Genomic DNA, 25742 nt, shown 5'->3' on the forward strand with positions numbered 1-25742 from the left:
AGTTGAAGAGCAGCCGCAGGCGGCTTACTCTTCTTCCTCTTCGTCCTGTCCTTTGATGACAACGAGCAGATCACCATAAATTTCTTCAAGTGCAACGCCAACCTGTTTATGGGATCTGGCATTTCTCAAATCCGTTTTCTCACCTTCACGAAGCTGTCTTGCCCGGCGGGAAGCGGCAACAACAAGGGAATACTTGCTGTCGACTTTGTTCATCATTTCATCAATAGAAGGATACAGCATATTTACAAAACACCTCTTTGCATTAGTATAATCACAATTCGCCGCCTGACGGAATCATGGTGCACCGCTGGATACGTTAACCAGACTGGAGCTACTCTCATATATCCTATGACAGCAACTCCACTGATTATCGCATTTTGCGGCGGCAAATGGATTATTTATTGATCTTACAATGTTCGGCGATAATGATGCTTTCTATTCGTTTACACGCCAAATCAATTTCATCATTAACGACAGCATAATCGTACTGCTCCAGCAGACTGATCTCATCTACCGCGACGGACATCCGGTGATCAATCGTCGCCTGACTTTCCGTACCACGGCCCTGAATGCGATCTTTAAGCTCGTCCAATGAAGGAGGCAACAGAAATACAAAGATCCCTTCCGGGAACTTTTCTTTCACTTTCAACGCGCCTTGAACTTCAATCTCAAGAATGATGTCCCGGCCTTCGTTAATCGTTTTCTCCACAAAATCACGCGGTGTTCCGTAATAATTCCCTACATATTCTGCGTGTTCCAACAATTGATCTTCAGCAATCATGTTCAGGAATTCTTCATGGCTTCTGAAGAAATAATTGACGCCATGTTCCTCACCCAGACGTGGCTGACGAGTCGTTGCCGAGACAGAATAAATCAATTCCGGCACCCGTTTGCGCAAAGCGCTGCATACTGTACCCTTCCCGACCCCAGATGGGCCGGACAACACTATCAGTAATCCCTTAGACATATTACACTCCATTTTATTCGTCGTTGTCATCATCTTTCGAAGAAAGACGATGGGCGACCGTTTCTGGCTGAACCGCAGACAGAATGACATGATCGCTATCCGTAATAATCACGGCACGAGTACGTCTTCCGTACGTTGCGTCTATCAGCATATGACGGTCTCTTGCCTCTTGTATAATCCTCTTGATCGGCGCCGATTCCGGACTCACGATGGATATAATCCGGTTCGCCGATACGATGTTACCGAATCCAATGTTAATGAGTTTGATTGCCATAATCAGGTTCTTCCCCCTATACATGCGACTCTTTTGCCGAAATATGACCGTTCATTCGATATTCGCCGCTTGCTCACGAATTTTCTCCAGTTCCGCCTTCATCTCGACAACACGGTTCACCAGAGCCAAATGGTTGGCTTTTGATCCAATCGTATTGACTTCCCTATTCATCTCCTGAATAAGAAAGTCCAACTTGCGGCCTACTGGCTCATCACTTTTCAGCAGCTCCCTGCTCTGTCCAAAGTGACTGAGTAGACGCGTAAGCTCTTCCTCTATGTTAGAACGATCGGCAAACATAGCAATTTCCATACCCAATTTATGCTCGTCAAAAGGGAAAGAGCCTTCTTCCTGCATTTCCGTAAGCCTTTGTCTTAACTTGTTGCGATGATCACTCACCACAGTCGGCGCAAGAGCAAGCATCTCGGTATGCAGTGATTCCAGACGACTGACACGTCGTTCCAGATCACTGGCCAGATGAAGACCCTCGCGGGCGCGCATCTGCTCCAGACCGGATAAAGCCTCTTCCAACCCCTGCTGCAGGACACGCTCCCATTCGTCCTTCTGCTCTTCCGGAAGCGAACTCGTCCCATCCGAATGAACCATGACATCTGGAAGTGCCAGCATATCCATAATACTCGGTTTGCCCTGCATACCATAGCGGCTCTCCAATTGCTCTGCGGCCTGAAGATAGGCCCTGACCGCCTGCTCATTCAGAACAGCGGGAAGAGCCTGGTCTTCATCTTTTTCTTTCATTACATAAACATCAATCCGCCCACGTTTTAAGCGGCTTTGTACCTTTTTCCTCAATCCGTCTTCATAACACGTCCACTCTCTTGGGAGACGCATCATCACTTCGCAATAACGATGATTGACAGACTTGATTTCCAATTGTACCTTATAGCCTCCAAAATGAAAGGCGGATTGACCGTATCCGGTCATACTGAATGACATCGGCATCACATCCGTTACACTATTGTAATTGATTATTAGGGTTGAAACAAGTAGGACATTGATGCTCCGACTTCTCCCACACATATTGGGTCAATTCGGCCGTCATACTATAGAACATAAATGGAGTCATTAGATAGATTCCTTTGAAATGTTTTGTTGCTACATCCAGAAGCTCCTTGGCGATCTTCACACCCATTGCTCGACCTTCTTCGCCTTCGAGACCAGCCATCCGGGAGCGAACTTCATCCGACAATTGAATACCCGGAACCTCATTATGCAGGTATTCTGCATTTCGGCCGCTGGCTAGCGGCATTACCCCTACGAAGATCGGCACATCCAGATGCTTGGTCGCTTCATGCATGGCTACGATTAGTTCAGGATCGTATACCGGCTGTGTCATAATATAATCGGCTCCGGAAGCAATCTTTTTCTCAAGACGCTGTACAGCCTTATCCAGATGTTTCACATTCGGGTTAAATGCGGCACCGATAACAAAGCCTGCCTTCTGCTTAAGCGGTTTACCGGAGAAGGACACGCCGTCGTTCAACTGTTTGATCATACGTATAATTTCAAATGAAGTCAGATCGTATACCGAGCTTGATCCGGGCAAATCACCAAATCGTGCAGGATCACCTGTTACAGCGAGTACATGATTAATGCCCAGAGCATCAAATCCCATCATGTGCGATTGTGTCCCGATCAGATTCCGGTCACGACATGCAATATGCACCAGTGGGCGCAATCCAGTACGATCCTGAACAAGATGACCTAGAGCCATGTTGCTCATCCGGGTAACCGCCAGGGAATTATCAGCCAATGTTAATGCATCTGCACCAGCCGCTTTCAGTGTCTCGGCACCTTTCATAAACTTCGCAATGTCGAGATCACGCGGTGGGTCAAGTTCGACGATGACGGTATGACGTTGTTTGACCAGATCCACAATCGTAGGCTGCCCACCCCGTCCAGACCGTTCATCTACATTCTCATGCAAGATGATACGCGGTTTCGACTCGGACGGATCAGGTTCCAGTATCGGAGCAGGTGTGTACTCAACAAGAGCCTGGGCAATTGCCGCGATATGATCAGGTGTCGTACCACAGCAGCCTCCGATAATACGTGCGCCCAGATCAGCAAATTGCACTGCGGTCTGTCCGAAGTATTCCGGAGACGCTCCATAACGGAACTGACCATCGACGTAATCCGCGGCACCCGCATTCGGGTAAACAGACATGGGAACACCGATACGGCCTGATACAGTTTCCATCGCCCGCATAATTCCGTTTGGACCGGAACGGCAGTTGAAACCAATGACGTCAGCCCCTTGCTCACGCATGATTCGGAAAGCTTCAGGCATCGTGTATCCATCCAGTGTATGCCCTACATCCTCAACAGCGAACTGTCCAATTACCGGGAGATCACTCAGCTTGCGCGCCTGCAGAAGGGCGATATCCATCTCCTCGATATCATAAAAGGTTTCGAGCAGAATGCCGTCCACTCCTTCTTCGAGCAGTGCAAAAATCTGCTGCTGGTAGAAGCGCTTCAATTCACTTGTTGATACGTTCGTCCGCTTTCCTCCACGAATGGAGCCAACCGCGCCCAGAACATAACCGTTTGGCCCAGCTACTTCTTTGGCAATGCGCACACCGGCACGATTTACATCCTCCACCTTGGATTCCAGACCAAACTTGGACAACTTATCGTAATTGGCAGAGTACGTATTGGTTTCATGAATTTCTGTACCCGCATCGCGATAACGACGATGCACATCTGCCACCACTTCAGGTGAAATCAAGTTCAACTCTTCATAAGAAATCCCTACCGGGAATCCCATCTGATACAGGAAAGTTCCCATCGCCCCATCCCCTATGAGGACCCGTTCCTGCATTACACTGCGTAAATCCGCCTTCATCCCTTTTCCCCCCGCCTGACTGATCATTTCATACTAATGTAACACAAAAAACATCTGAAAACGAAGAAAAACACAGGTTTTTCGTGAAATTCAGTTTCTATAACCATCTGGACTAGTAGGAATTCATATAACTGCAAAAAAAGAGGCCCTAAGGCCTCCTCATTTAAACGTATCCTTTACGAAGTGACTCCCTTGAAAACAACTTCGGCAGGCCCAGTCATGTATACGTGATTGTCTGCTTCGTTCCACTCAATATGAAGATCGCCGCCCTTGAGGCTGATCACCGCTGTGCGATCCGTATGTCCGTTCAGAACGGATGATACCAGTGTTGCGCAAGCTCCAGTTCCACAGGCAAGTGTTGGGCCAGCACCGCGTTCCCACACACGCATGTCCACATATCCGCGATCGCGAACCGTCGCGAACTCTACATTGATTTTTTTCGGGAACATAGGATGAACTTCAAGAAGTGGCCCCCATGTCGAGAGATCGAAATTGACAGCATCATCGACATAGATGACTGCATGAGGATTACCCATAGAGACTGCCGTAAATTTGAACTCCTGTCCGCTCACTTCAATGGAGTGATCTACCACCGGGTTGGCATCGACGGTGGTGGGAACCTGAAGTCCATTCAGGATAGGTTCTCCCATATCCACACGAACCGTTTCCACTTTACCATCACGAATGTTCAAGCTTACGGGTTGTACACCCGCACCGATGGTTTCAATCGTAATCTGTTCTTGGGTCACATGACCATGATCATATACATATTTGGATACACAGCGGATGGCATTGCCGCATTGCTCTGCCTCCGAACCGTCCGAGTTCATGATGCGCATCTGAAAATCCGCCTTCTCTGAAGGTAGTATATAAACCAGGCCATCCGCGCCGATGCCGAAGAAACGGTTGCACCATTTTACAGCTAATTCTGCTGCATCAGCCGGAAGCTGTTGTTCTCCAAACACAACAATAAAATCGTTGCCGAGTCCATGCATTTTTGTAAATTCCATACCTTGCCCACTCCTTTTGGCAGTCTGCTGCCAAAGCGTTATTCTTGCTCCTCTACAGGATAACCCGGAAAATTCATATCCAACATTCCAAATAAAAAAAGCTATCCTGCAAAATGCCGAGGAATCTCGCCTCGAATCATTTTGAGGATAGCATAACGAAAACGATAAGCAATTGCTATTGATTTTATGCCGAAAACTTTGTACTTTTCGGTACGAAGCGCTCAGGGCCCATGCGGCGACGGTTGCGACGACCTCCCCACACGCTGCCCACTCCCATAAGGAAGGTTGGAATACCTGCGGCAACGATGGAAATCGCCCATTCACGCATACCCAGCGGTACGGTTTTGAAGATAGGCTGCAGCGGCTCTACATACATGACCGCCAGCATCAGCACGATGGATGAAATAACTGCAAACACCAGATACTTGTTCTGCAATGGATTCCGATGAAAGATGGAGCGTGAACTACGGCAGTCGAATACATGAATGAGCTGTGCCAAAACGAGCGTAGCAAAGGCTACAGATTGAGCTTTAATGAGCTGACCCGGTTGATCCGGCGCGGCCTGTAGGGTAAGCCAGAATGCCCCGAGTGTGCAAAGTCCGATCAATACACCCCGACTGACAATTTTCCAGCCCAGTCGTCTGGCAAAAATATTTTCCTTGGAGCCACGTGGCTTGTGCTCCATCAGATCTTTTTCCGGCTGATCCACACCGAGTGCCATTGCTGGCAAGCCATCCGTCACCAGGTTGACCCACAGAATCTGGATCGGCACGAGTGGCAACGGCAATCCCATCATCATCGCGAAAAACATCGTTAAAATCTCGCCAACGTTGGATGCCAGCAAATACCGGATAAACTTGCGGATGTTCTCATAAATATTACGTCCTTCTTCAATTGCAGCTACTATAGTAGAAAAATTATCATCACTCAGGATTAACGCCGATGCTTCCTTCGTCACATCCGTGCCGGTAATTCCCATCGCAATACCGATGTCTGCTGCTTTAATGGCTGGTGCGTCATTCACGCCATCTCCAGTCATCGCTACGACATGCCCTTTACGCTGTAATGATTTTACAATCCGCAGTTTGTGCTCAGGCGATACTCGTGAGAATACGTAAATCCCCTCTACCTGTTTATCCAATTGCTCGTCCGTCATGCCCGCCAATTGTTGGCCGCTAAGTGAAGACCCACCCCGCTGAAGAATACCCAACTGCTGGGCGATAGCCTCTGCCGTCGTGCCATGATCGCCCGTAATCATAACGGTGCGTATGCCTGCTCTGCGACAAGTCGCAATTGCATCCCGTGCCTCACGCCGCGGTGGATCAATCATGCCTGCAAGCCCGACAAAGACGAGTTGGCTCTCGGCAGCATGTTCATTCTCTACTTTTTCATTCGGCCGTACATCGCGGTAAGCCATCCCGAGAACCCGCAGTGCAGAACCCGCCATATTCTCGTTCGCCGCCATGACTTTCTGCCGCAGCGTTCCTGTGAAAGGTACAACATTGCCTTCCCACAAAATGTAGCTGCATTGCCCAATCAGCACATCCGGTGCACCCTTGGTGTAGATCATGCGCCCACCCTGATGATGAACCAGGACGGACATCCGCTTCCGATCAGAGTCAAACGGGAATTCCTGCTCACGTGCATATAGCTCTTTGAGGCCAGCGGGGGTAAGCCCCATTTTGGAAGCCAGTGTTATGAGCGCCCCTTCCGTAGGGTCGCCTTTCAGCTCCCATACCACGCTCTCTTCCTTGACCGATTCATTAACTTGATCTTTTTTTGTACCTTTCTTCGCCTCTTTCTTACTATCCTTATTTGTCTCTTTGCCTTTCTTTTTATTCCGCATCTCATCTGCAACACTCTCGATAATACTGGCATTGTTACAAAGTGCGCTGATCTGAAGCATTCTCCGCAATGTCTGGTCACTCTTCAGTTCCAAGGTACGACCATTCTCCAGCATCTGCCCTTCTGGTGCATATCCATCCCCCGTGACCTTGATGCTGCGTCCCTCCAGCCACACGTCCGTAACCGTCATCTTGTTCTGGGTCAACGTACCCGTTTTATCCGAACAGATGACCGAGGCACAACCAAGGGTTTCCACAGAGGGAAGCTTGCGCACAATCGCTTTTCGCTTGATCATACGCTGTACGCCCAGGGCTAGCGCAATCGTTACAATCGCTGGCAACCCTTCTGGTATGGCGGCCACTGCGAGGCTGACCCCTGCCAGAAACATGCCTACTGCCGGCTGTCCATGCAGAATACCTGCAACAACAACCATAACGGTTAATCCAAGCGCCACAAAAATCAAAATTTTACCCAGCTGTTCCAGCCTGTGTTGCAGTGGTGTTTCCTGTTCCTCCGTATTCTGGATCAGATCGGCGATTTTGCCCATCTCGGTATCCATGCCCGTCCGGATCACAACGCCCTTGGCGGTACCGCGAGTAACCATGGTTCCCATGAATCCAATGTTCTTCTGATCTCCGAGCGGCACGTCATCCGCAGCTATGGGATGGAAATGTTTGCTTACAGGAACTGATTCCCCAGTAAGTGCAGATTCCTCCACATCGAGGCTGTTCGTGGACAGCCAGCGCACATCGGCAGGTATGCGATCACCGCTTTCCACAAGCACAATATCCCCTGGCACCAGAAGTTTGGCTGCAAGATGAACTTCCTGACCCGACCTTAGCACTTTGGCCAATGGGGCTGACAATTGTTTCAACGCACGAAGGGAACGCTCCGCCCGGAATTCCTGTACAAAACCAAGAATGGCATTAAGGACGATGATGGCAACAATCGTTACAGCATCCAGGTATTCTCCAAGCAATCCGGACACCAGTGTGGCCCCCATCAAGACCAGAACCATGAAATCCTTAAATTGATTAAGCAATAATGTGATTGGAGATATGCGCTTTCCTTCGCTCAGCTCATTCGAACCGGCAGTCTTCCTCTTTTCTGCTGCAGTCTCTTCCGTTAATCCTTCCTCAAGACTGACGCCAAGAGTGTTACGAAGCTCTTCAACGCTTAGTTGGTGCCACTTGGTATGTTCCATGCTTCAAAATTCCCTCCCAGTCTGTATTTCCTCTGTAAAACGTCACACATACTACACCGGCTATGCTAATCAACAGGTTGTACGCGATGCCGGACAAACTACCTGCTCTATATGTATTCGGACAGGACCCTAATTAGCACCCGATGGCGAATCCTTTCCCTGATGGGCAGAATAAGCTAAAATAAAGGTCTGTGGTTACGTACACAGTGGCAATCCGATTTTTTGCTATACAAACGAATACGAATCTGCAACGGGTTCTTTTTTACATATCCCGGTGTTCATTTCAGTTATAGATAGAGAGGACGTTGAAAAAAATGGCATTGGACGGCATCGTAACACGAGCTATCGTGCATGAACTGCAAGGCTGCAAGGGCGGACGAATCAGCAAAATACATCAACCTAACGGCCATGATGTTGTACTGACCCTCCGTGCTCAGCGCGGAAATAGCAAATTGCTTATTTCGGCCAGCCCGACATATCCGCGTGTGCATTTTACCGAAAAAACGTTTGTTAACCCCACTGAAGCTCCGATGTTCTGCATGCTGCTGCGCAAGCACTGCGAGGGCGCGATCATTGAGGAGATCCGTCAGATTGGCATGGAGCGGATTATTCATATCGACGTGCGGCAGCGCGATGAACTGGGGGATGTGTCGGTCAAGCGGATCATCATTGAACTGATGGGGCGTCACAGTAATATTGTTTTGGTCGATCCGATAACAGGAACGATTCTGGATGGAATTCATCATGTAACCCCGTCCATTAGCAGTTACCGGGTCATTATGCCTGGATTTTCGTACACCGAACCACCAGAGCAGCATAAAAGCAATCCACTGGAAGTTAGCAGCACTGAATTCCGAAATAGCTATACTGCTACTGAAGAAGAAGCCTCTCGCTGGTTGGTGAATTCATTCAGTGGTCTTAGTCCGCTGATTGCAGGAGAGATTACTTCTCGGGTATCTGCCGATCAAGGTGACGATCACGCTCTAAGCGAAGGTGAAGATGCTAGAATCGAAGCCGATGCGCTGTGGACTGCTTTTGAGTCCGTCATGGGGCCAGTAAGAGATAATAGTTATACGCCTGTAACCGGGCTAAATGCCAAAGGCAAAATGATTTTCTCAGCCGTTCAGCTTCAGAGCATTCAGGACGCAGAGAAAACCTATGACACGATGAGCAAGTGTATGGAGGATTATTACGGAGACAAGGCTGAGCGGGATACGGTTAAGCAAAGAGTGAGCGATCTTCTACGTTTTCTGCAAAATGAGCGCAGCAAAAACATCAAAAAGCTGGACAACCTGAACAAGGATCTGTTGGAAGCCGACGATGCGGATAAATTCAGATTATGGGGTGAGCTGCTGTTTGCCTCCCTGCACCAGGTTAGTAAAGGGGACAAAAGTGTGGAGCTTGTGAACTTCTATGATGAAGATCAAGCCAACATTACCATTCAGCTTGACCCATTACTAACACCGTCTGACAACGCTCAACGTTATTTCAAACGATATAACAAATACAAGAACAGTCTGGCAGTTATTCATGAGCAGCTTGGAAAAACGAAAGACGAGATCGACTATCTCGACAATTTGCTCCAGCAACTGTCTATCGCATCCATGAACGACATCGAAGAAATTCGCGAAGAGCTTGTGCAACAGGGTTATCTTCGTGACCGTAACAAAAAAGGCAAAAAGAAAAAGAAAAACGACCGCCCAACCGTGCATCAGTTTACTTCTTCCGAAGGCATTGAACTTCTCGTAGGTAAAAATAACCTGCAAAATGAGTATGTCACCAACCGTCTGGCTTCTGCCAATGATACCTGGTTGCATACCAAAGACATCCCCGGTTCACATGTCGTCATTCGCAGCACAGACTTTGGCGAAGCAACCCTGGAGGAAGCTGCTCAACTCGCGGCTTACTTCAGTCAGGCCAAAGAATCCAGCAGCGTGCCGGTGGATTACACCTTTATCCGACATGTACGCAAACCAAGTGGCTCCAAACCAGGCTTTGTCATTTATGATCACCAGAAGACCCTGTTTGTGACGCCGAACGAAGAACTGGTTAAAAGTTTGCCATCCACGATCAAAAATGGATAAGATGTTTGCTTTCAATCCTGTTAGGCAACATAAAATCCTCCGGAACAAAAGACGGTCCGGAGGATTTTCTTTGTTCTCAAATAAATATGGAAGTCATGCAGTTGATCCATTTTATTTTTTTTGAATATAAATTCATTATAATGTATAATAATTCAATTGTGAAATCTATACATTAACTTCTAAGGATGTGTCCCATGACGCTAAATATCAGACCAACTCAGCCTAATGATATACTGCCGCTGAGTGCATTAATGCAAGAGTATGTCGTCGGCTTTTATAACAACCCCTGGCCTGGTGATCAGGCAATCGAGCTTTTGTTCAAAAACCTGCTTGATCAGCAGATCGGTGTTCAATTCGTTGCAGAGCAGGATGGTGAACTCATCGGGTTCGCTACACTCTATTTTACCTACAGCACGATGAAGGCAAACCGCGTGGCCATTATGAATGACTTGTTTGTGACGGAAGCTTGGAGAGAAGGAGAAGCCGAGGCCAGATTGTTTGAACATTGTCAGCGATATACACGTGAACACGGATGTGCTTACATGTCTTGGATCACAGCAGCAACCAACGAGCGGGCACAGCAGTTATTTGAACGCCTTGGGGCTGCTCGCGGCACATGGGTGAATTATTCCATCACCTAGCCCATTATAGGCGCAATCCAAAAGGACATAGAGACATGGCTAGCGACTAACGCTCACCCATCTCTATGTCCTTTCTTTTTTTCATATTCAATTTTAGCACGATGACATCCGATCCCTTATACCCCAGTCTCATACAACAACTGAAGAGAGTTTCCGAATCAAGACTTTGCGGCGGCAGCCCGGAGTTTATCGAGCACATCAATGGTTACGGTTTTGCTACCCAGATCCCCGTGGAATACTACCCCTTGCCTTACACCATGGTAATCCGAACCGCCTGTTTGAATGAGCCCAAATTCCTGTGCCAACTCCGCATATCTGCGCTCTTCTTCTGGTCCATGATCCGAATGAACCACTTCAATACCGTCAGGGCGGGAGTCCTCCAGAATACGACGAACCAATTCATCGTCTCCGTATAAACCAGGATGAGCAATAACAGCAGCACCACCCGCATCTTTAATCCACTGGCATGCGTCTTCTGGTGCAACTCGGGGAACCGACACAAAGCCCGGTTGACCTTCAGCCAGATAACGATTGAACGCATCCCTCATATCAGCGGCATATCCTTTCCGTACCAACACATCGGCCATATGAGGTCTACCGATGCTTTCATCCGGCTCCAGCGGTCGGCCAAGGCCATCAATGACCTCCTGCCAGCTAATTTCGAGTCCAAGCTCCTGCAGCTTGGCAATGATCAGATGATTGCGTTCCTCTCTCGCTTCACGCAGCCCGCGCAGTCGATCCAGAAATTTCTCATCTTCTGTATTCACATAATACCCCAGCACATGAATATCCTTACCGCCTGCGCGGGTGCTGATCTCTACTCCTGCCACAACGTCAATCCCATATTCACGGCCAGCCTGCTGTGCCTCGGCTACACCCGCTACGGTATCGTGATCCGTCAGCGCAACCGCAGACAGACCCCTTTGTTTGGCAAGCTTCACATTCTCGGCAGGTGGCTGCATTCCGTCCGACGCTTGGCTATGCGTATGAAGATCACAACGTCCGTTAGATTGATGCATGAACAACAGCTCCTTCTTATATCAAGTGATTAGCTGGACGAATTTCTAAATGATATTATCCTCTTATTCCGCTCTTCCTTCTCATAATGTCTGCTCCTGCTGACGTAAATAATTCAGGAAAGCTACTGCTGACAAGGGAAGTAATGAAGATTTCAGATGTATAGCGTAGAATTGTCTTTTGAACTCAAGCCCACGAATATCCACGATATGAACCAGTCCAAGAGCCAGCTCATGCTGAACCGACGACGGGGATAACATGGTGATGCCCACACCCGCTTCTACGGCAGATTTCACAGCACCTGTACTGCCAAGTTCCATCACTACATTCATGTCCTGTGGGTCTATATTTCTCTTCTGCAGCTGATCCTCCATCACCTGACGGGTGCCTGAGCCTTTCTCCCGCAGTACAAATGCGTAGCTCAGCACATCTTCCAGCTCTACTTCACCACGATCTGCCAGTGCATGTCCTGCCGGAACAACCAGCTTCAATTCATCCTGCATGACCGGCTCTACAATCATATCCGGGTGATGAACCGGGGCTTCAATCAGTCCAAAGTTAAGCTGATGTTTCAAGATATCGTCCATAATTTGCGTCGTATTCATCACTTTCATAACGATCGAGATATCCGGGTATTGACGGGCAAAAGGACCCAGCATGCGTGGCAGCACATACTCACCAATCGTCAAACTTGCACCAAGCTGCAATCGGCCTTGCAGCATTTGTGTAAACGCAGACATCGCCTCATCTGTCTGTCTGACCAACTCTACACTGCGTTTGGCATGAGGCAGTAATGTCCGCCCCGCCTCGGATAATTCTATTTTCTTGGTAGAACGATGCAGCAGCTTGGTCCCAAAATAATCCTCAAGCGATTGAATCTGCATCGTCACCGCAGGTTGTGTCATATGTAGTGCTTGCGCAGCCGCTGAAAAACTTCCCTTCTCTGCTACGGTATAAAAAATATGCAATTGATGAAAATTCATATCTTCGCCCCTCTTCTGTACGCTTTCCCCATTGTAGCCGATTTCGTGAATTCCAACAAAAAAAGCATGCAGCTTGTCTGCATGCGATGTAACCTGAATCTATCAATTCGAAAATATGGATTATTCCAAACTTACTTATGCTTGCGACTGTTCTTGACAAGAGTCATTCGTCTTGAATGTCTTAGCCAAGAATAATACGATTTTAAATCCCGCAGTTCAATTGTCTCGGACATTTTCCCCAGAAACGTAACAACAATCATCTTATGAAGCGGATTGCCAGCAATATCATATTCCCCTTCAAGTTCGGAAAATTCAGCAACCACAACCAGATCTTCGTCGATCAGGTAAACATCCTGCTCATTACGGTAGTATGGTGTAATACGGTCCTGCTTCAGACACTCCCATAACCATGCCGCAATATGGTCATCATCATTACGTGCCGGCTCAATACGGTCTGCATACCGCATCTTGGCATGATTGGTAATGACGATGTCGGCCACTTTTTTGTCTCCAAGAGCCACGAAAAAAGGCTCATACGTGCTCCAACGTTGCATCACCTTATCACGCATGGGAATCACTCTCCACCAGATAGGACTTTCTATCTATTTATTTACCCAATATATTACAACATAAGTCCCGCAACCTCAAGGCGTAACTTCAGTTTTTTTCACAAAATCCAGTTTATGCCTAATTCAATAAAAGAGCGGCCCCGAAGGACCCCTCTGGTGAATCGTTTCGGAATGTACTGTGGCAACAAGTTCACTGTACATTCCCAAACCATTTTGTTATATCCCGTAAAAACTCGTTTTGTCCATTGTTTTGCTAGCATACTCTGTTTTGATCTCATTCCGGTAGGAACGTTCAACCTTGCGCACATAGGAAAGTCTGTTCACATTTTTCATCGTATCTTCTGCCCGCTCTGCATTAACATACATGACGACATAATGCATACGGCGGGAGATGTAATGAACGGTACCATACTTTTCGAGATTACGAGCCGCTTTCAAATCACTGACCCAAATAATGAATCCTGTCCTTTCCGCAAACATCATTTTCCCCGCCTTTCTATAATGGAGACCGGAGCCTCGGAAAGGTCCGGTCTGTCATGAATTTATTTTCTGATCACATCTTAGCTACAACCGCACTTGCCTCCGCTACCGCAGCCGCCCTTCGGATTCGGATCATTGCTCGGTACCTTAATGGTCGTTGACACGGCGAATGCAATCGTCTCCGACATCTGGAACAACATATCGTCCAATGCCTTCTCCGCCTGTTTGAAGCGGGCTACCGCCTCGAAACGTTCCAACTCCAGCTCCAAAGCCTGGACCTGATCTTTTGCGGCGTGATAGTCCGGGTGAAAATGCCCAAAACGCTGGGTTTCTTCGAATAGTTCCTTTTTGGCGTCCAGCTTGCGTATTCCCGCCTGAATTTCAGGGTTCGTCTCCACTTGCTGCTTCCAATATAAATAATCCGATACTTCGGCTGATTGGTTAATCATGTCGCCCAGTTCATATGCGCCCGTTAACACTTGGGCCATATCGACCGTGTTCATTTCCGCTACGCTCATGAAATTCATCCTATCTATATATAAAGTTCTACTTAACGTAGACTACTTCATCATATCATATCCCCGAAAAGTTAAGAAGAGTTTTTCCTGCAAATAGAAATATGGGGAACATGGGATCTGCTTTGGCAAAGATAATCAAACTTATGCATGGTCCGGAATAATCAGGCGGATCTGGTTCCATTCGTTAGGTGAAAAAGTACGGCGTTCTACGGGATCTGTATCACCATCCGCTATGGACCATCCGGTTAGTGTCCAATCTTCATGACCGTGAATCTGATCGGGAATCACGTATACGATATTGTTGTCCAGCTTCAGACCCAGTTTTGTCTGCCATTCAATAGCTTTTGCAGCAATCTGACGGGCAGTGGACACATGATATCCCCGCCACTCGTTATGCCACATCTCCGGGATCTCTCCGTATCCGGGAAACAGCCCCGACTGTTCCGTGATGGAATGATCCTGTTCATACGTGTGCAAATTGGTTTCACCTTGAATGAGCCCTACCCTCCCACGAATATAAAAGAGTTCCTTCTGCACCTCAAGTCCGACATTGAACTCATTTGCCCCGACAATGGACTCATCTGCAATGGCGTCCGACTCTGTCCGGGTCAACTCCTCAGGTAGTTCACTTCTTGATTCATATATCCATGTATCCCTTTTCTTGAATGTATCCGTTGCTTCGTCCTCATCAACGTTCTTCCCAGCATCGATGTGAAGTCGTTCTGCCTCCTGTCCCCACTGCTGGATTGCCAGCTCCACATGCTCAGGCAATCCCGAGGCAGCATACCGCCTAAGGAAGTTTATCATTGCATCCGCTGTAAGACCGATCTCTGAGGCTGCGACGATTCGTTCCTTTGTTATCCGGTATATGGACATTCGATCACGACTTATAAGCTCTGCACCAATATCCAAATTCCAGCGAACCGAAGGAATTACGTCTGGGGGAACCATAATTTCAAAGTCAGGCTGAACAAAAATGGTATTCCCCCCCTCATGTTCCGCCTCATCATTTGCCAAGTTCAGTAAGAGTTTAGGATCAATCTGCCAGCGATAAAAAAGCTCTCCCGCAGTTGACTCACCAACCTCACCATATCCCAAACCTGCCAGAACATTGAGCCACCCTCGAATATGTGTTGAGAAAGATGGTCTCAAAGAATCTCCACTCTCACTATTTACAATTGCTTCTTCCGGATTGTTGTCGCCGTATATAGTTCCTGCTGCAATACTCAACCATTCATTTTCCCGTGAAGCAAACATCAGCAATTGCTGACGAAAATGTTGAAGTTTGGGCTGCGCTATACCATATCGGTCCAGACATATGCTATAAATTTCTCGGTGCATTGAAGACCACGGCATTGATAACCAGTGATAAAGACGATCAGATGACACATGCATTCGATTATGCGCCTTTTCAATCAAACCCAGACTAAGCAGTACATCAATCACAAGGGCCACATGGACTGGATATACATCCGCATGATCGTAACGAATACCTAGTTCGGCGAAGTCTTCAGGGTCCAGAACCGTCATTCGACTTAATCGCTGCACCATTTTCTTGTGGATCGTTCCCTTACTTGTTAATGGAAGTCCGCCTTGAGCTTGACCTTCCCTTACCATCCAAGCCAATACATGCAGAAGCTCCGCAGCAATATCCGGCTTCCCCTCTCGAACAATGTTCACTTTCTGGACTTCATTATTGGAGATGGACTTAGCTTGTGTCATATCATTCTGTAATACGTTCACCTTCTGCTGAACGAAATGTCCGACCCGTGCTGCATAGGCAATAGTTAACAACGAAAGTAATGATTCTGGTATGTAATACAGGCGTTCGCCCCAAGACTTGCGCACAGCTTTAATCCACCCTTTATGCCGAAGCGCTATAAACGCGGTTACTGCTTCAGCTCTGCTAAGACCATTCACAGCCCACTCTGCTGATGTCAACATGTTGGAAAAGGGCTGTCCAGCATATTTGCAGAAAAACACACCAAGTACCATTCTTTCAACGCATGAAAGCTCTTTTAATGAATTCACATCCAGATTACCTTGTGTATGCATTGCTTATCATGCCTTTCCCATAATTTTAAGTAGAGATGTACAGCATTTTTTCATTGCAATTCATGAACGATTTTGTACTCATATCCTTGTTCGACCAGAAACATCTGACGACGTAATGCAAACTCCTGTTCCTTACTGTCCTCGGACACAAGGGCATAGAAATAAGCTTTATTTTTTCCGGACTTCGGCCTTAAGATCCGACCCAATCGCTGGGCTTCTTCCTGCCTTGAACCGAAACTTCCGGATATTTCAAGTGCAACAGCAGCATCCGGCAAGTCTACGGCAAAATTGGCAACCTTGGATACTACAATCGTTTTGATCTCACCACGCCGGAACGCTGCAAACCATTTCACTCGCTCTTGCTGCGACATCGTACCCGATATGAGCGGCGCTTCAATTTCCCGGGCAATGCTCTCAAGCTGATCCAAATACTGTCCGATGACAAGCGCTGGCATCCCCTCATGATGGTCCAATATCCGTTTGATCACAGCTAATTTGGCCGGATTTTCCGCTGCAAGGCGAAATTGATGTTTCACCTCTGCTTCCAAATAGTTTGATCGTAGTTCAGGAGTAAACGGGATGCGTATTTCCTGACATTCTACATTAGCAATCCAGCCTTGCTGTTCCAATTCTTTCCATGGCATGTCATATAGTTTCGGACCAATTAGTGAAAACACATCCTGTTCACAGCCATCCTCACGCACCAATGTTGCTGTCAATCCCAGTCTTCTCGTAGCCTGAATATCTGCAGTAGCCCGAAATACAGGTGCTGGCAGCAGATGGACCTCATCATAAATGATAAGTCCCCACTGACGTTCACTAAGCAATTTGATATGAGTAAAATCAGCATCTTTCGATTTTCGATGTGTAAGAATCTGATAAGTAGCCACGGTCACAGGTTTCACCTGTTTTTTCTGACCGGAATACTCACCAATCTGTTCACTCGTTATCGTTGTTTTATCCTGCAATTCCTGAATCCATTGACGCACGGATGTGGTATTCGAGGTCAAGATAAGGCATTCACATTGTAAACGCTCTAATACAGCCATCCCAATAACCGTTTTGCCTGCACCGCAGGGAAGAACAAGCAGACCACTTCCTCCCATGCCTTCGCTACCTTCAAAAGCATCCACAGCATCTCGTTGGTACGGGCGCAACCGGAAGCCATCAGAACTGTCGCCTAGCGTATTAGCTCGCCATTCGAACGGCAGACTTGTTCCTTCTCGATATCCCGCATAATCCAGCACCGGATAACCCAAACGGGTCAATTCCCGCTTCAACAATCCGCGTTGCTCACCGCCAAGCATAAGCTCATGGGGATCGACACGTTCCATTCGAAAAGCCGAGATGGTCTTCATACTGCTTAATTCATCCAGCAATCGTTCGTCTTCACTCACGAGACGCATTCTCCCATGATCTGCCTCTGGCCTCAGTTGAAGCTTCCCATATTGATGGATAATTCTCTGGATATCCTGAATCAGGGCGGCAGGAACATTCCAACGAGACACGGATTCCAGACTTGCTATCACTTGATCAGCACTCCATCCGAGTGCAGCCGCATTCCACAACGATAATGCAGTGATACGATATGTATGAAAAGCCGCAGGTGTCTTCACCAGTTCGGCATACATCCCTAATTGAGCTCGGGCTTGGTCAAATCCAGGATGGCCCACTTCAAGCAATACTGTAAAATCACGCTGGACAATGCAGGCGTCCGTTTTCTCCATTCCGCTTCCTCCCTAATTTGAAATTGATCTATCTATGTTTTTCCGAATAACAGGCATCACAAAAAGTCCAGTTCCGGTGTCTTCCGAAATTGAACCTGTATCGTACAACAGTTCGACCTTACCTTAACCTGTAAAAGACCCTACAAAAAAAGCACCCTGCTCATACCTTCGTATGAATAGGATGCCCAACTATATTCAAATCATTCGGCTGTATATCCTTTAGCCATTGCTATAAATAGTTTTACAGCATTTTGCATGGCATCCTCATCAAAATCAAACTTGGGATGATGATGCGGATAGATGGCATTCTTCTCCGGGTTGCCTGCTCCGACAAACATAAAGCAGCCAGGAATCTGCTGCAGGTAATAAGCGAAATCTTCAGCCGGCATCAGCATCGGTGATTTCTGTACATGGTCTGCGCCAAATACATCTACCGCTTCCTTGAAGAATCGTGCCGTTTCCTGCTCATCATTCACGACAGGAGGATATCCCATAATATAGTTCAACTTCGTCTCGGCACCGTAGATCTCTCCGGTCTGAGCCACGATCGTATGCACACGTTCCTTCATGATACTGCGCGTCTCTTCATCAAAGGTTCTCACTGTACCCGTCATTTTGCATAACTCAGCGATGATATTCTGTGCTGACCCCGCCTGCATTGTGCCAATCGTCAATACTGCGGGACGCAAAGGGTCCACTGAACGACTGACAACCGTCTGCAATTGCATTACAAGGGCGGAGCCAGCCACCAGGCTGTCCACTGTGGATTGCGGCATGCCGCCATGTCCACCTTTTCCTTTAATCTCAATATAAAAGTCATCTGCCGCTGCCATCATCGGCCCCGGAGTACTTGCTGCCACGCCTACAGGAAGCGGGGTCCACAGATGAATACCATAGATGACATCTACCCCTTCCAGTCCGCCGTCTGCAATGACCTTGAGCGCCCCACCTGGAAGTAATTCTTCTGCAGGTTGGAACAAAAAGCGAATCTCACCCTTGATCTCATGTTTATGACGACTGAAGTACAATGCCGTGCCCAGCAAAATGGATATGTGACCATCATGGCCGCAGGCATGCATGGCTCCTGCTTGTTGTGATGCATATTCAACGTCCTTCTCGTCCTGGATCGGAAGTGCATCCATATCTGCACGAAGCATTACGACAGGCCCTGGCTTGTCCCCACGAAGGGTACCTATAACCCCGTGTCCGCCAACGTGCCGTCTCACTTCAACACCAAAGCTCTCCAGCATACCCGCTACAAAAGAGGATGTCTTCTCCTCATGAAAGGAAACCTCAGGATTCCGATGAAGATGACGACGCCATTCTACCATGTGGATTTGCAGGTCATTCCACCATATATTATTTGTCATGTCTCTCCATCCTTTCGCTCTCTATACGGGACTTTCATCAAGCCCGAACCTTCCTCTTGAAACCTATTGCTGTATATTGTAGCAGAATTGGAAGAAAACCGATACGAATGACCGCTTGAAAGCTTGCACGGGAAGGGGAAACATACTATCATAAACTAGAGAAAAGAACGAGATTTATACTCTCGGAAGCTTATGAGGAGGATCAGACGCTTATGATTTTTGAGAATACAGGCTTGGATGGCTTGAAGAGCGACTTGGCATACCTGGATGAGAGCGCCGAGAAAGTCGGATTTGTCCGGTGGCAATGGGAATATTATCGTGCTACATATGACTACAAAATTGAAGATGAACAAACCAAATCTGAATACTTTGTACGTATTAATACCCGTGCGATCGATGGCAAACTCGAAAAACCGGATACGGTTCTCGCAGTTGAAGCTGTTTATCTTGGAAAAGCAACCTTTCCGCATGGTCTGGATTATGACTCTACCGTACCGCAGCCAGTCGTGAAGCTGGCGGCCCAAAAATTACAGCAGCTTAAAGAACTGCTGGAAGCTTAGGCTGGGCCAAACCATGAAACAACAAACGGCCCAAACGAAAACGAAGAGAGGCACGCCGGATTTTCAACTGCTAATCCTCACTTTATTGTTGGTGGGCTTTGGACTGGTGATGGTGTTCAGCTCCAGTTCCAGCATTGCAATTGCAAATAAAAGTTTTAACAATGATGCCCTGTTCTTCACGAAAAAACAACTTATGTGGGCGGTTATCGGTTTAGTGGGCATGTTTTTTGCCATGAATATCCGATTTAACAAATACAAAAAACTTTATGCACCCTTTTTCTTACTTACCACGGTATTGCTACTAATTGTATTAGTTGCAGGCAAGAAGGTAAACGGTGCCCGAAGCTGGATTGAAATTATCGGCTTCAGTGTCCAACCTGCGGAATTTGCCAAAATCGCCATTATTTTGTACCTCGCTGCACTGATTACCAAAAAAGGGGAACGGTTCAGGGATCTTAGGACAGGATATATTCCCGTGCTGGTCATTGTCGGATTCATTGCAGGACTGATTATGCTGCAACCGGATTTCGGTACCTGCTTCATTCTGGTTTCGACGTGCGGTCTGGTCATTTATGCGGGTGGAGCAAGTATGAAACACATTATGGGTTCCATTTTGCTCGTAGTGTTGGGAGCAGCATTAGCACTTGGAGCGAATGCTTTGTTTTCTTCCATGTCTTCTTCAGATACTGCAGATAGCACCACAACTACGGAAGCTACACAGAACTACAAAATTGGGCGCATTCAGGCATTTCTTGATCCTTTATCCGACAAAACAGGCGGAAGTCTTAATCTCTATCGTTCCCTTGTTGCAATCGGGGATGGAGGCATCACTGGCTCCGGGATCGGACAAGGTACGATGAAGCTGCATTATTTGCCCAATGCCTATAACGACTTCATTTTCTCCGTCATTGGGGAAGAGCTTGGCTTTGTTGGAACTGCCTTGTTCCTGTTGGTCTACCTTTACTTCATCTGGCGAGGCATTATCGTCTCCCTTCGCTGTCCCGATCCATTTGGGACGCTGGTTGGTATTGGTATTATGGGATTAATTGCAATCCAGGCCTTTATCAACATTGGGGGCGTCACCCAGACCATTCCGGTGACAGGGGTTACCCTTCCGTTCATCAGTTATGGCGGTACCTCACTCTTTGTGATGATGGTGGCCATGGGTATCTTGCTCAGCATCTCGCGTACCAATAATTTGGACGTTATCAAGGAAGAGAAAACGAAGTCGGTGACAGTTCAGACACAGACTCGTACCTCTCCCGCACTTCGTTCACGTGAATCCATCCGTCGAATTCGGTAAATGGGACTGTTCCTACCGGAACAAATCATGTACCCCTTCAATAGAAAAAAGCAACACCAAAAAGGCTGTGCATCCGGTGGGGTGCGCAGCCTTTTTGTGTGAGCTCGGTTTCGTATACTCGGTACACTCTGTCTATCAAGATGGAAGAACCAAGCCATTATAAAGCTGCTCTTCCATCACGGATTGCTAAAGTTTACAGATCGTCGCCTCTGAAAGATACGCCTTCTACCTTTACATTGACTTCAACAACACGTAACCCGGTCATGGTCTCTACCGCTTCTCTTACGTTCTGCTGGAGCATGCGGGAAACTTCATGAATCGGTGTCTCGTAAAGGACGATGATGCGCAGGTCAATGGCTGCTTCCAGCTGGCCGACCTCCACGCCTACGCCTTTCTGTACGTTTTTACCGCTCAGGCGCTTCGCCCAGCCCTCTGACAATCCTCCAGACATTGCGGCAATTCCGGGTGTCTCCATCGCAGCCATTCCGGCAATTTTCGCCACTACGTCATCGGCAATCCGGATATTTCCGCCCTCTAGTTGAAGTTGTTCTGCCATGCCACATCCTCCTTCACTTCGTTACTCGTATTTTAAATCCTTTCGACCCCAAAAAGCAAATTAAACTCAAAAAGATGCGTTTACAACCTACCACGATTTGGTTATATTGAAATATGAAAATAATCTCATAAGTGTTTAGTACTATCGTTTAAAACAAAATAATACGTTACCGAGGTGTTTGTTGTGAGAAACCGAATTTCATCCATTTTGCTGATTGCCACCTTTGCACTCAGCGCCGTCGCCCACTACTTGAAATGGGATTCGATTCTGCAATTCGTCATTTCAGCCATTTCGGTTATTTTTGTGGCCGGTTTTTTAGGCAAAGCCACTGAAAATGTAGCCCATTATGCCGGACAACGGTTAGGCGGATTTTTGAATGCTACATTCGGCAATGCCGCCGAATTGATCATTGCCATTTTCCTCGTCAAAGAAGGATTGTTCGACATGGTTAAGGCGAGTTTGACAGGCTCCATTATCGGTAACCTGCTGCTGGTGCTTGGTCTAAGTATCTTTGCCGGAGGACTCAAGTTCAAAATTCAGAATTATAACGTATCGCTTGCCGGCCTAAACGGCTCCCTGATGATTGTAGCCATCATTGCCCTGTTTATTCCAGCCGTCTTCCTGAATACCCATTCCATCACACAGAAGGACACGAATACACTCAGTCTTATTGTCGCAGGCTTACTAATCCTTGCCTACATAGCGTGGTTAGTATTTTCCATGGTCACACACAAGAACTATCTTGCAGATGTCACGGTAGATGAAGATGAAGAGCTGCCGCATGAACATGCACCCGAGTGGTCCAAGAAAAAATCGATTCTCTATCTCGTTCTTGCAACCGTCATGGTTGCCTTCGTCAGTGAATGGCTCGTTGGCACCCTTGAGGTGTTTACTGAACAATTCGGACTCAGCGAACTGTTCGTCGGTGCGTTCCTCGTTGCCATTATCGGTAACGCCGCCGAGCATAGTGCAGCCATCATGCTTGCCATGAAAAACAAAATCGGTGCCGCCGTGGAGATCGCAGTCGGCAGCAGTTTGCAAATCGCACTCTTTGTTGCCCCTGTACTCGTTTTTGTCAGCTTCTTCACAGGCAGAACGATGGACATCGTATTTACAACGATTGAGCTGGTTGCCATAGGCGTAGCCGTATTTATTGCCAAGTCCATCACACAGGACGGTTCAACGAACTGGTACGAAGGTCTGCTCCTCATGGTCGTGTATATTATTTTGGGTGTATCGTTCTTCCTGGTATAACAGTACTCCCATCACCCTAAATGATTGACTAAACAATCAGCGCGTAAAAGGCAGCCTGGAAATCGTGAACTGCACCCCAATTGTTAGACACCATCTAACAATTGGAGGTGCAGTTTTTTTGTCAAAATTTAATTTAGACTTGAAAATAGAAGCTATTCATCAATATTTATCAGGAAATGAAGGGATTAAAAGCATTGCGAAATCCTTAGGAATTAATCATGAAATCCTGCGTATGTGGATCAAGCAATACGAATATCACGGTTTAGAAGCTTTTGAAAAAACCTATACAGCTTACTCTCTAACCTATAAACTAGACGTACTCAACTATATGAACGAAAATGGGACGTCTCCAAATGAAGCTGCGGTCATTTTCAATATCTCTTCTCCAGGGGTTATTCGAAGGTGGCGCAGTCAGTTCAATGAAAATGGGATCGACGCCCTAAAACCAAAGATAAAGGGGCGTCATTGTATGACGGATAAGAATAAAAAAGGACTTCAAAAGCAAGAACCTGCTGAGGGATCGACTGAAGCTCTACAAGCTGAATTAGAACGTTTGCGTATGGAAAACGCCTACTTAAAAAAGTTGAATGCCTTAGTTCAAAACAAGGAAAAATCACCAAACAAGACAAAGCGCAAGTCGTCTATGAATTAAGGCTTGAATTCCCGGTGGTTGCATTATTAGCGTTCGCTGAAGTCCCACGTAGTACCTTCTATTACTGGGTGAAGCAGTTTGACAAGCCCGATCTAGACGCAGACCTGAAACTCCTTATTCAATCCATTTATGAGGAACATCACGGGCGTTATGGATATCGTCGTATCTGTGATGAACTAGTTAATCGTGGACATCGAGTTAACCATAAAAAAGTACTGCGTATCATGAAAGAATTAGGCTTGAAATCAGTGGTGCGTATGAAGAAATATCGTTCCTATAAAGGAACTGTAGGTAAAATTGCACCCAACGTACTGGATCGTAATTTTCTAGCAAAAAAACCAAATGAGAAATGGGTTACGGATATTACAGAGTTCAAGTTGTTTGGAGAAAAGATGTATTTATCACCTGTTCTGGACTTGTATAACGGTGAGATTATTACGTACACAGTAGGGTCTCGCCCTACGTATTCCTTAGTCTCCGAGATGCTAAATAAAGCCTTTAAACGCTTGTCCAACGAGGATAAACTCCTCCTGCACTCGGATCAAGGCTGGCACTACCAGATGAAACAGTATCGACAGGCTTTAAAGGGACAAGCGATTACCCAGAGCATGTCACGCAAAGGGAATTGTTATGATAACGCAGTAATGGAGAACTTCTTTGGCATTATGAAGTCAGAGTTTTTTTATCTTCATGAATTTGAAAGTGTAGATCACTTCAAACAAGAGCTAGCACGATACATGGATTACTACAATCACAAACGCATCAAGTCAAAATTAAAAGGCATGAGTCCGGTACAATACCGGGCTCATGCCCAACAAATTGCATAAAAATATTTGTCTAACTTTAAGGGGTCACTTCATCGCATTTCCAGACTGCCTTTTATGATTCCCTTTGCCTGAATCACATCAGAGGAACTGTCCGATCCAGGCGCACAAAAAAAGCATGCAAACACCTGCATGCCTTCTATTCTGACCCGCGCTATTGCAGGCTATTGCTCATTCTTCTTGTTCAAAGCTTCATATAGAATTGCCAGATTCCGCTCAAGCGCGCTTACCAGCTGCTTACCTGCACCTTCTGGAAGAAGCCCTGCACGAACAGCAAAATCGACTTCCTTGGAGAACCCATACATCTGTGTATCCAATACTTCCTCATAGAGAGGGCAGTAGCGGGTAGCCAGATTCTCCATCTGTACTTCAATAAGCTTCTGTATTTTATCTGCATCTTCTTGAAGAAGACTGATCGCTTTCAAGTGCAACTGGTCCTGCAGATCAGATGAAGTCATGCATTTTTCCCCCCTATGTCCCAAAAATCGCGTAAAGACGTTCTACCTCTAATATTAGACGAAATCAGGAGCTAATACAAGAACCTGACCAAAATAACCATAGATCATGAACAGCTTTATTCTTGCCTAATCTCCCTATTTTAGAGAGGTTTTGCCGTACAACTGAATGATCTCATGCAAAAAAACATCTCTGCCATAACAGGCAGAGATGCTTCTTAGTGCCATTACTCGGATGCGATACTCACATTCAGTCCATGTTTGGCAAATACTTCAGACATAGCTGCTTTGGCCTCAGCTGCATCCGGGCCATGAACGTGCAGTTCATAGCTGTGCGTGCTGATCAGCGTTGTAAACAGCCCGAGAATACTTTTTACATCGATATACTTGTTCTCTGAATGAAGTACGATTGAAGAAGTAAATTTGCTCGCTGTTTGAGCAATTTCAACTACCGCTGCGTTATTACTCGACATAGGAATCCCTCCGTCTTTTCACTTTTGATATCATCTATTAATTACCACTACATGATACCGT

General features: G+C 46.9%; 24 protein-coding genes. 6 read left to right on the top strand and 18 right to left on the bottom strand.

What is annotated here, in order from left to right:
• Positions 1–24 precede the first annotated feature (24 nt).
• The 7 genes from rpoZ to MKY42_RS22365 all read right to left on the bottom strand — a co-directional run bounded on the left by rpoZ (position 25) and on the right by MKY42_RS22365 (position 8160).
• Positions 25–240: a DNA-directed RNA polymerase subunit omega gene (gene rpoZ / locus MKY42_RS22335; protein WP_024631120.1), complete on the bottom strand. Its 216-nt coding sequence runs from the start codon at positions 238–240 to the stop codon at positions 25–27.
• Positions 241–394: 154 nt separating this feature from the next.
• A complete protein-coding gene (gene gmk, locus MKY42_RS22340) occupies positions 395–967 on the bottom strand; it encodes a guanylate kinase (protein ID WP_090901057.1) in 573 nt (190 codons plus the stop codon).
• Positions 968–980: 13 nt separating this feature from the next.
• Complete coding sequence (locus MKY42_RS22345; RefSeq protein ID WP_006209218.1) at positions 981–1241, bottom strand: DUF370 domain-containing protein; 261 nt, start codon at positions 1239–1241, stop codon at positions 981–983.
• A gap of 51 nt (positions 1242–1292) precedes the next feature.
• Positions 1293–2192: a YicC/YloC family endoribonuclease gene (locus MKY42_RS22350; protein ID WP_076288229.1), complete on the bottom strand. Its 900-nt coding sequence runs from the start codon at positions 2190–2192 to the stop codon at positions 1293–1295.
• 19 nt (positions 2193–2211) lie between these two features.
• Positions 2212–4101, bottom strand: coding sequence for a bifunctional homocysteine S-methyltransferase/methylenetetrahydrofolate reductase (locus tag MKY42_RS22355; RefSeq protein WP_090901060.1), 1890 nt, complete (start codon positions 4099–4101; stop codon positions 2212–2214).
• A 176-nt stretch (positions 4102–4277) separates the two neighbouring features.
• Positions 4278–5111 carry a diaminopimelate epimerase gene (dapF, locus tag MKY42_RS22360; protein ID WP_090901063.1) on the bottom strand — a complete coding sequence of 278 codons (834 nt, stop codon included), beginning with the start codon at positions 5109–5111 and terminating at the stop codon, positions 4278–4280.
• A gap of 184 nt (positions 5112–5295) precedes the next feature.
• On the bottom strand, positions 5296–8160 hold the full coding sequence (locus MKY42_RS22365; RefSeq protein ID WP_090901066.1) for a calcium-translocating P-type ATPase, SERCA-type: 2865 nt from the start codon (positions 8158–8160) through the stop codon (positions 5296–5298).
• A gap of 314 nt (positions 8161–8474) precedes the next feature.
• Between MKY42_RS22365 and MKY42_RS22370 the strand changes: the two genes are divergently transcribed.
• Together MKY42_RS22370 and MKY42_RS22375 are read left to right on the top strand one after the other, a co-directional pair.
• Positions 8475–10244: an NFACT RNA binding domain-containing protein gene (locus tag MKY42_RS22370; protein WP_339853034.1), complete on the top strand. Its 1770-nt coding sequence runs from the start codon at positions 8475–8477 to the stop codon at positions 10242–10244.
• Positions 10245–10438: 194 nt separating this feature from the next.
• On the top strand, positions 10439–10885 hold the full coding sequence (locus tag MKY42_RS22375; RefSeq protein WP_090901072.1) for a GNAT family N-acetyltransferase: 447 nt from the start codon (positions 10439–10441) through the stop codon (positions 10883–10885).
• 158 nt (positions 10886–11043) lie between these two features.
• On the opposite strand, the gene MKY42_RS22380 is transcribed toward MKY42_RS22375, so the two are convergent.
• The 8 genes from MKY42_RS22380 to MKY42_RS22415 form a co-directional block, all read right to left on the bottom strand.
• Positions 11044–11904, bottom strand: a complete 861-nt coding sequence (locus MKY42_RS22380) for a PHP domain-containing protein (RefSeq protein WP_339844789.1) — start codon at positions 11902–11904, stop codon at positions 11044–11046.
• Positions 11905–11985: 81 nt separating this feature from the next.
• A complete protein-coding gene (locus MKY42_RS22385; RefSeq protein WP_090901078.1) occupies positions 11986–12885 on the bottom strand; it encodes a selenium metabolism-associated LysR family transcriptional regulator in 900 nt (299 codons plus the stop codon).
• Positions 12886–13016: 131 nt separating this feature from the next.
• A complete protein-coding gene (locus tag MKY42_RS22390) occupies positions 13017–13454 on the bottom strand; it encodes a hypothetical protein (protein ID WP_063565592.1) in 438 nt (145 codons plus the stop codon).
• A gap of 216 nt (positions 13455–13670) precedes the next feature.
• Positions 13671–13934, bottom strand: coding sequence for a YlbG family protein (locus tag MKY42_RS22395; protein ID WP_063565591.1), 264 nt, complete (start codon positions 13932–13934; stop codon positions 13671–13673).
• 80 nt (positions 13935–14014) lie between these two features.
• On the bottom strand, positions 14015–14452 hold the full coding sequence (locus MKY42_RS22400; RefSeq protein ID WP_090901080.1) for a YlbF family regulator: 438 nt from the start codon (positions 14450–14452) through the stop codon (positions 14015–14017).
• A gap of 141 nt (positions 14453–14593) precedes the next feature.
• On the bottom strand, positions 14594–16396 hold the full coding sequence (locus MKY42_RS22405) for a helicase-associated domain-containing protein (protein WP_339844795.1): 1803 nt from the start codon (positions 16394–16396) through the stop codon (positions 14594–14596).
• Between the two features lie 161 nt (positions 16397–16557).
• A complete protein-coding gene (locus MKY42_RS22410; protein ID WP_339844798.1) occupies positions 16558–18234 on the bottom strand; it encodes a DNA repair helicase XPB in 1677 nt (558 codons plus the stop codon).
• A 200-nt stretch (positions 18235–18434) separates the two neighbouring features.
• The gene (locus MKY42_RS22415) at positions 18435–19604 is read right to left on the bottom strand and encodes a M20 family metallopeptidase (protein WP_090901087.1); all 1170 of its coding nucleotides are present in this window, start codon (positions 19602–19604) and stop codon (positions 18435–18437) included.
• A 212-nt stretch (positions 19605–19816) separates the two neighbouring features.
• Between MKY42_RS22415 and MKY42_RS22420 the strand changes: the two genes are divergently transcribed.
• Positions 19817–20164 (top strand): YugN family protein, encoded by a 348-nt coding sequence (locus MKY42_RS22420; protein WP_053784292.1) that lies wholly within the window; start codon positions 19817–19819, stop codon positions 20162–20164.
• Between the two features lie 13 nt (positions 20165–20177).
• Positions 20178–21467 (top strand): putative lipid II flippase FtsW, encoded by a 1290-nt coding sequence (ftsW, locus tag MKY42_RS22425; RefSeq protein ID WP_179263899.1) that lies wholly within the window; start codon positions 20178–20180, stop codon positions 21465–21467.
• A gap of 193 nt (positions 21468–21660) precedes the next feature.
• Here the strand turns inward: ftsW and MKY42_RS22430 are convergent, their stop codons facing one another.
• Complete coding sequence (locus tag MKY42_RS22430; RefSeq protein WP_024631137.1) at positions 21661–22023, bottom strand: Asp23/Gls24 family envelope stress response protein; 363 nt, start codon at positions 22021–22023, stop codon at positions 21661–21663.
• Positions 22024–22206: 183 nt separating this feature from the next.
• Between MKY42_RS22430 and cax the strand changes: the two genes are divergently transcribed.
• Positions 22207–23277, top strand: a complete 1071-nt coding sequence (gene cax / locus MKY42_RS22435) for a calcium/proton exchanger (RefSeq protein ID WP_090901092.1) — start codon at positions 22207–22209, stop codon at positions 23275–23277.
• Between the two features lie 118 nt (positions 23278–23395).
• Positions 23396–24756, top strand: a protein-coding gene (locus MKY42_RS22440; RefSeq protein WP_339843497.1) for an IS3 family transposase whose coding sequence is annotated in 2 segments (ribosomal slippage) — positions 23396–23852 and positions 23852–24756 — 1362 coding nt in all. Because the reading frame shifts where the segments join, the coding sequence is not laid out codon by codon here.
• Between the two features lie 161 nt (positions 24757–24917).
• On the opposite strand, the gene MKY42_RS22445 is transcribed toward MKY42_RS22440, so the two are convergent.
• Together MKY42_RS22445 and MKY42_RS22450 are read right to left on the bottom strand one after the other, a co-directional pair.
• Positions 24918–25211 carry a YlaN family protein gene (locus MKY42_RS22445; RefSeq protein ID WP_024631139.1) on the bottom strand — a complete coding sequence of 98 codons (294 nt, stop codon included), beginning with the start codon at positions 25209–25211 and terminating at the stop codon, positions 24918–24920.
• Positions 25212–25435: 224 nt separating this feature from the next.
• Complete coding sequence (locus MKY42_RS22450) at positions 25436–25681, bottom strand: HPr family phosphocarrier protein (protein WP_024631140.1); 246 nt, start codon at positions 25679–25681, stop codon at positions 25436–25438.
• Positions 25682–25742: the final 61 nt, after the last annotated feature.

It is taken from the genome of Paenibacillus sp. FSL W7-1088 (assembly GCF_037969855.1).
GTDB lineage: Bacteria > Bacillota > Bacilli > Paenibacillales > Paenibacillaceae > Paenibacillus.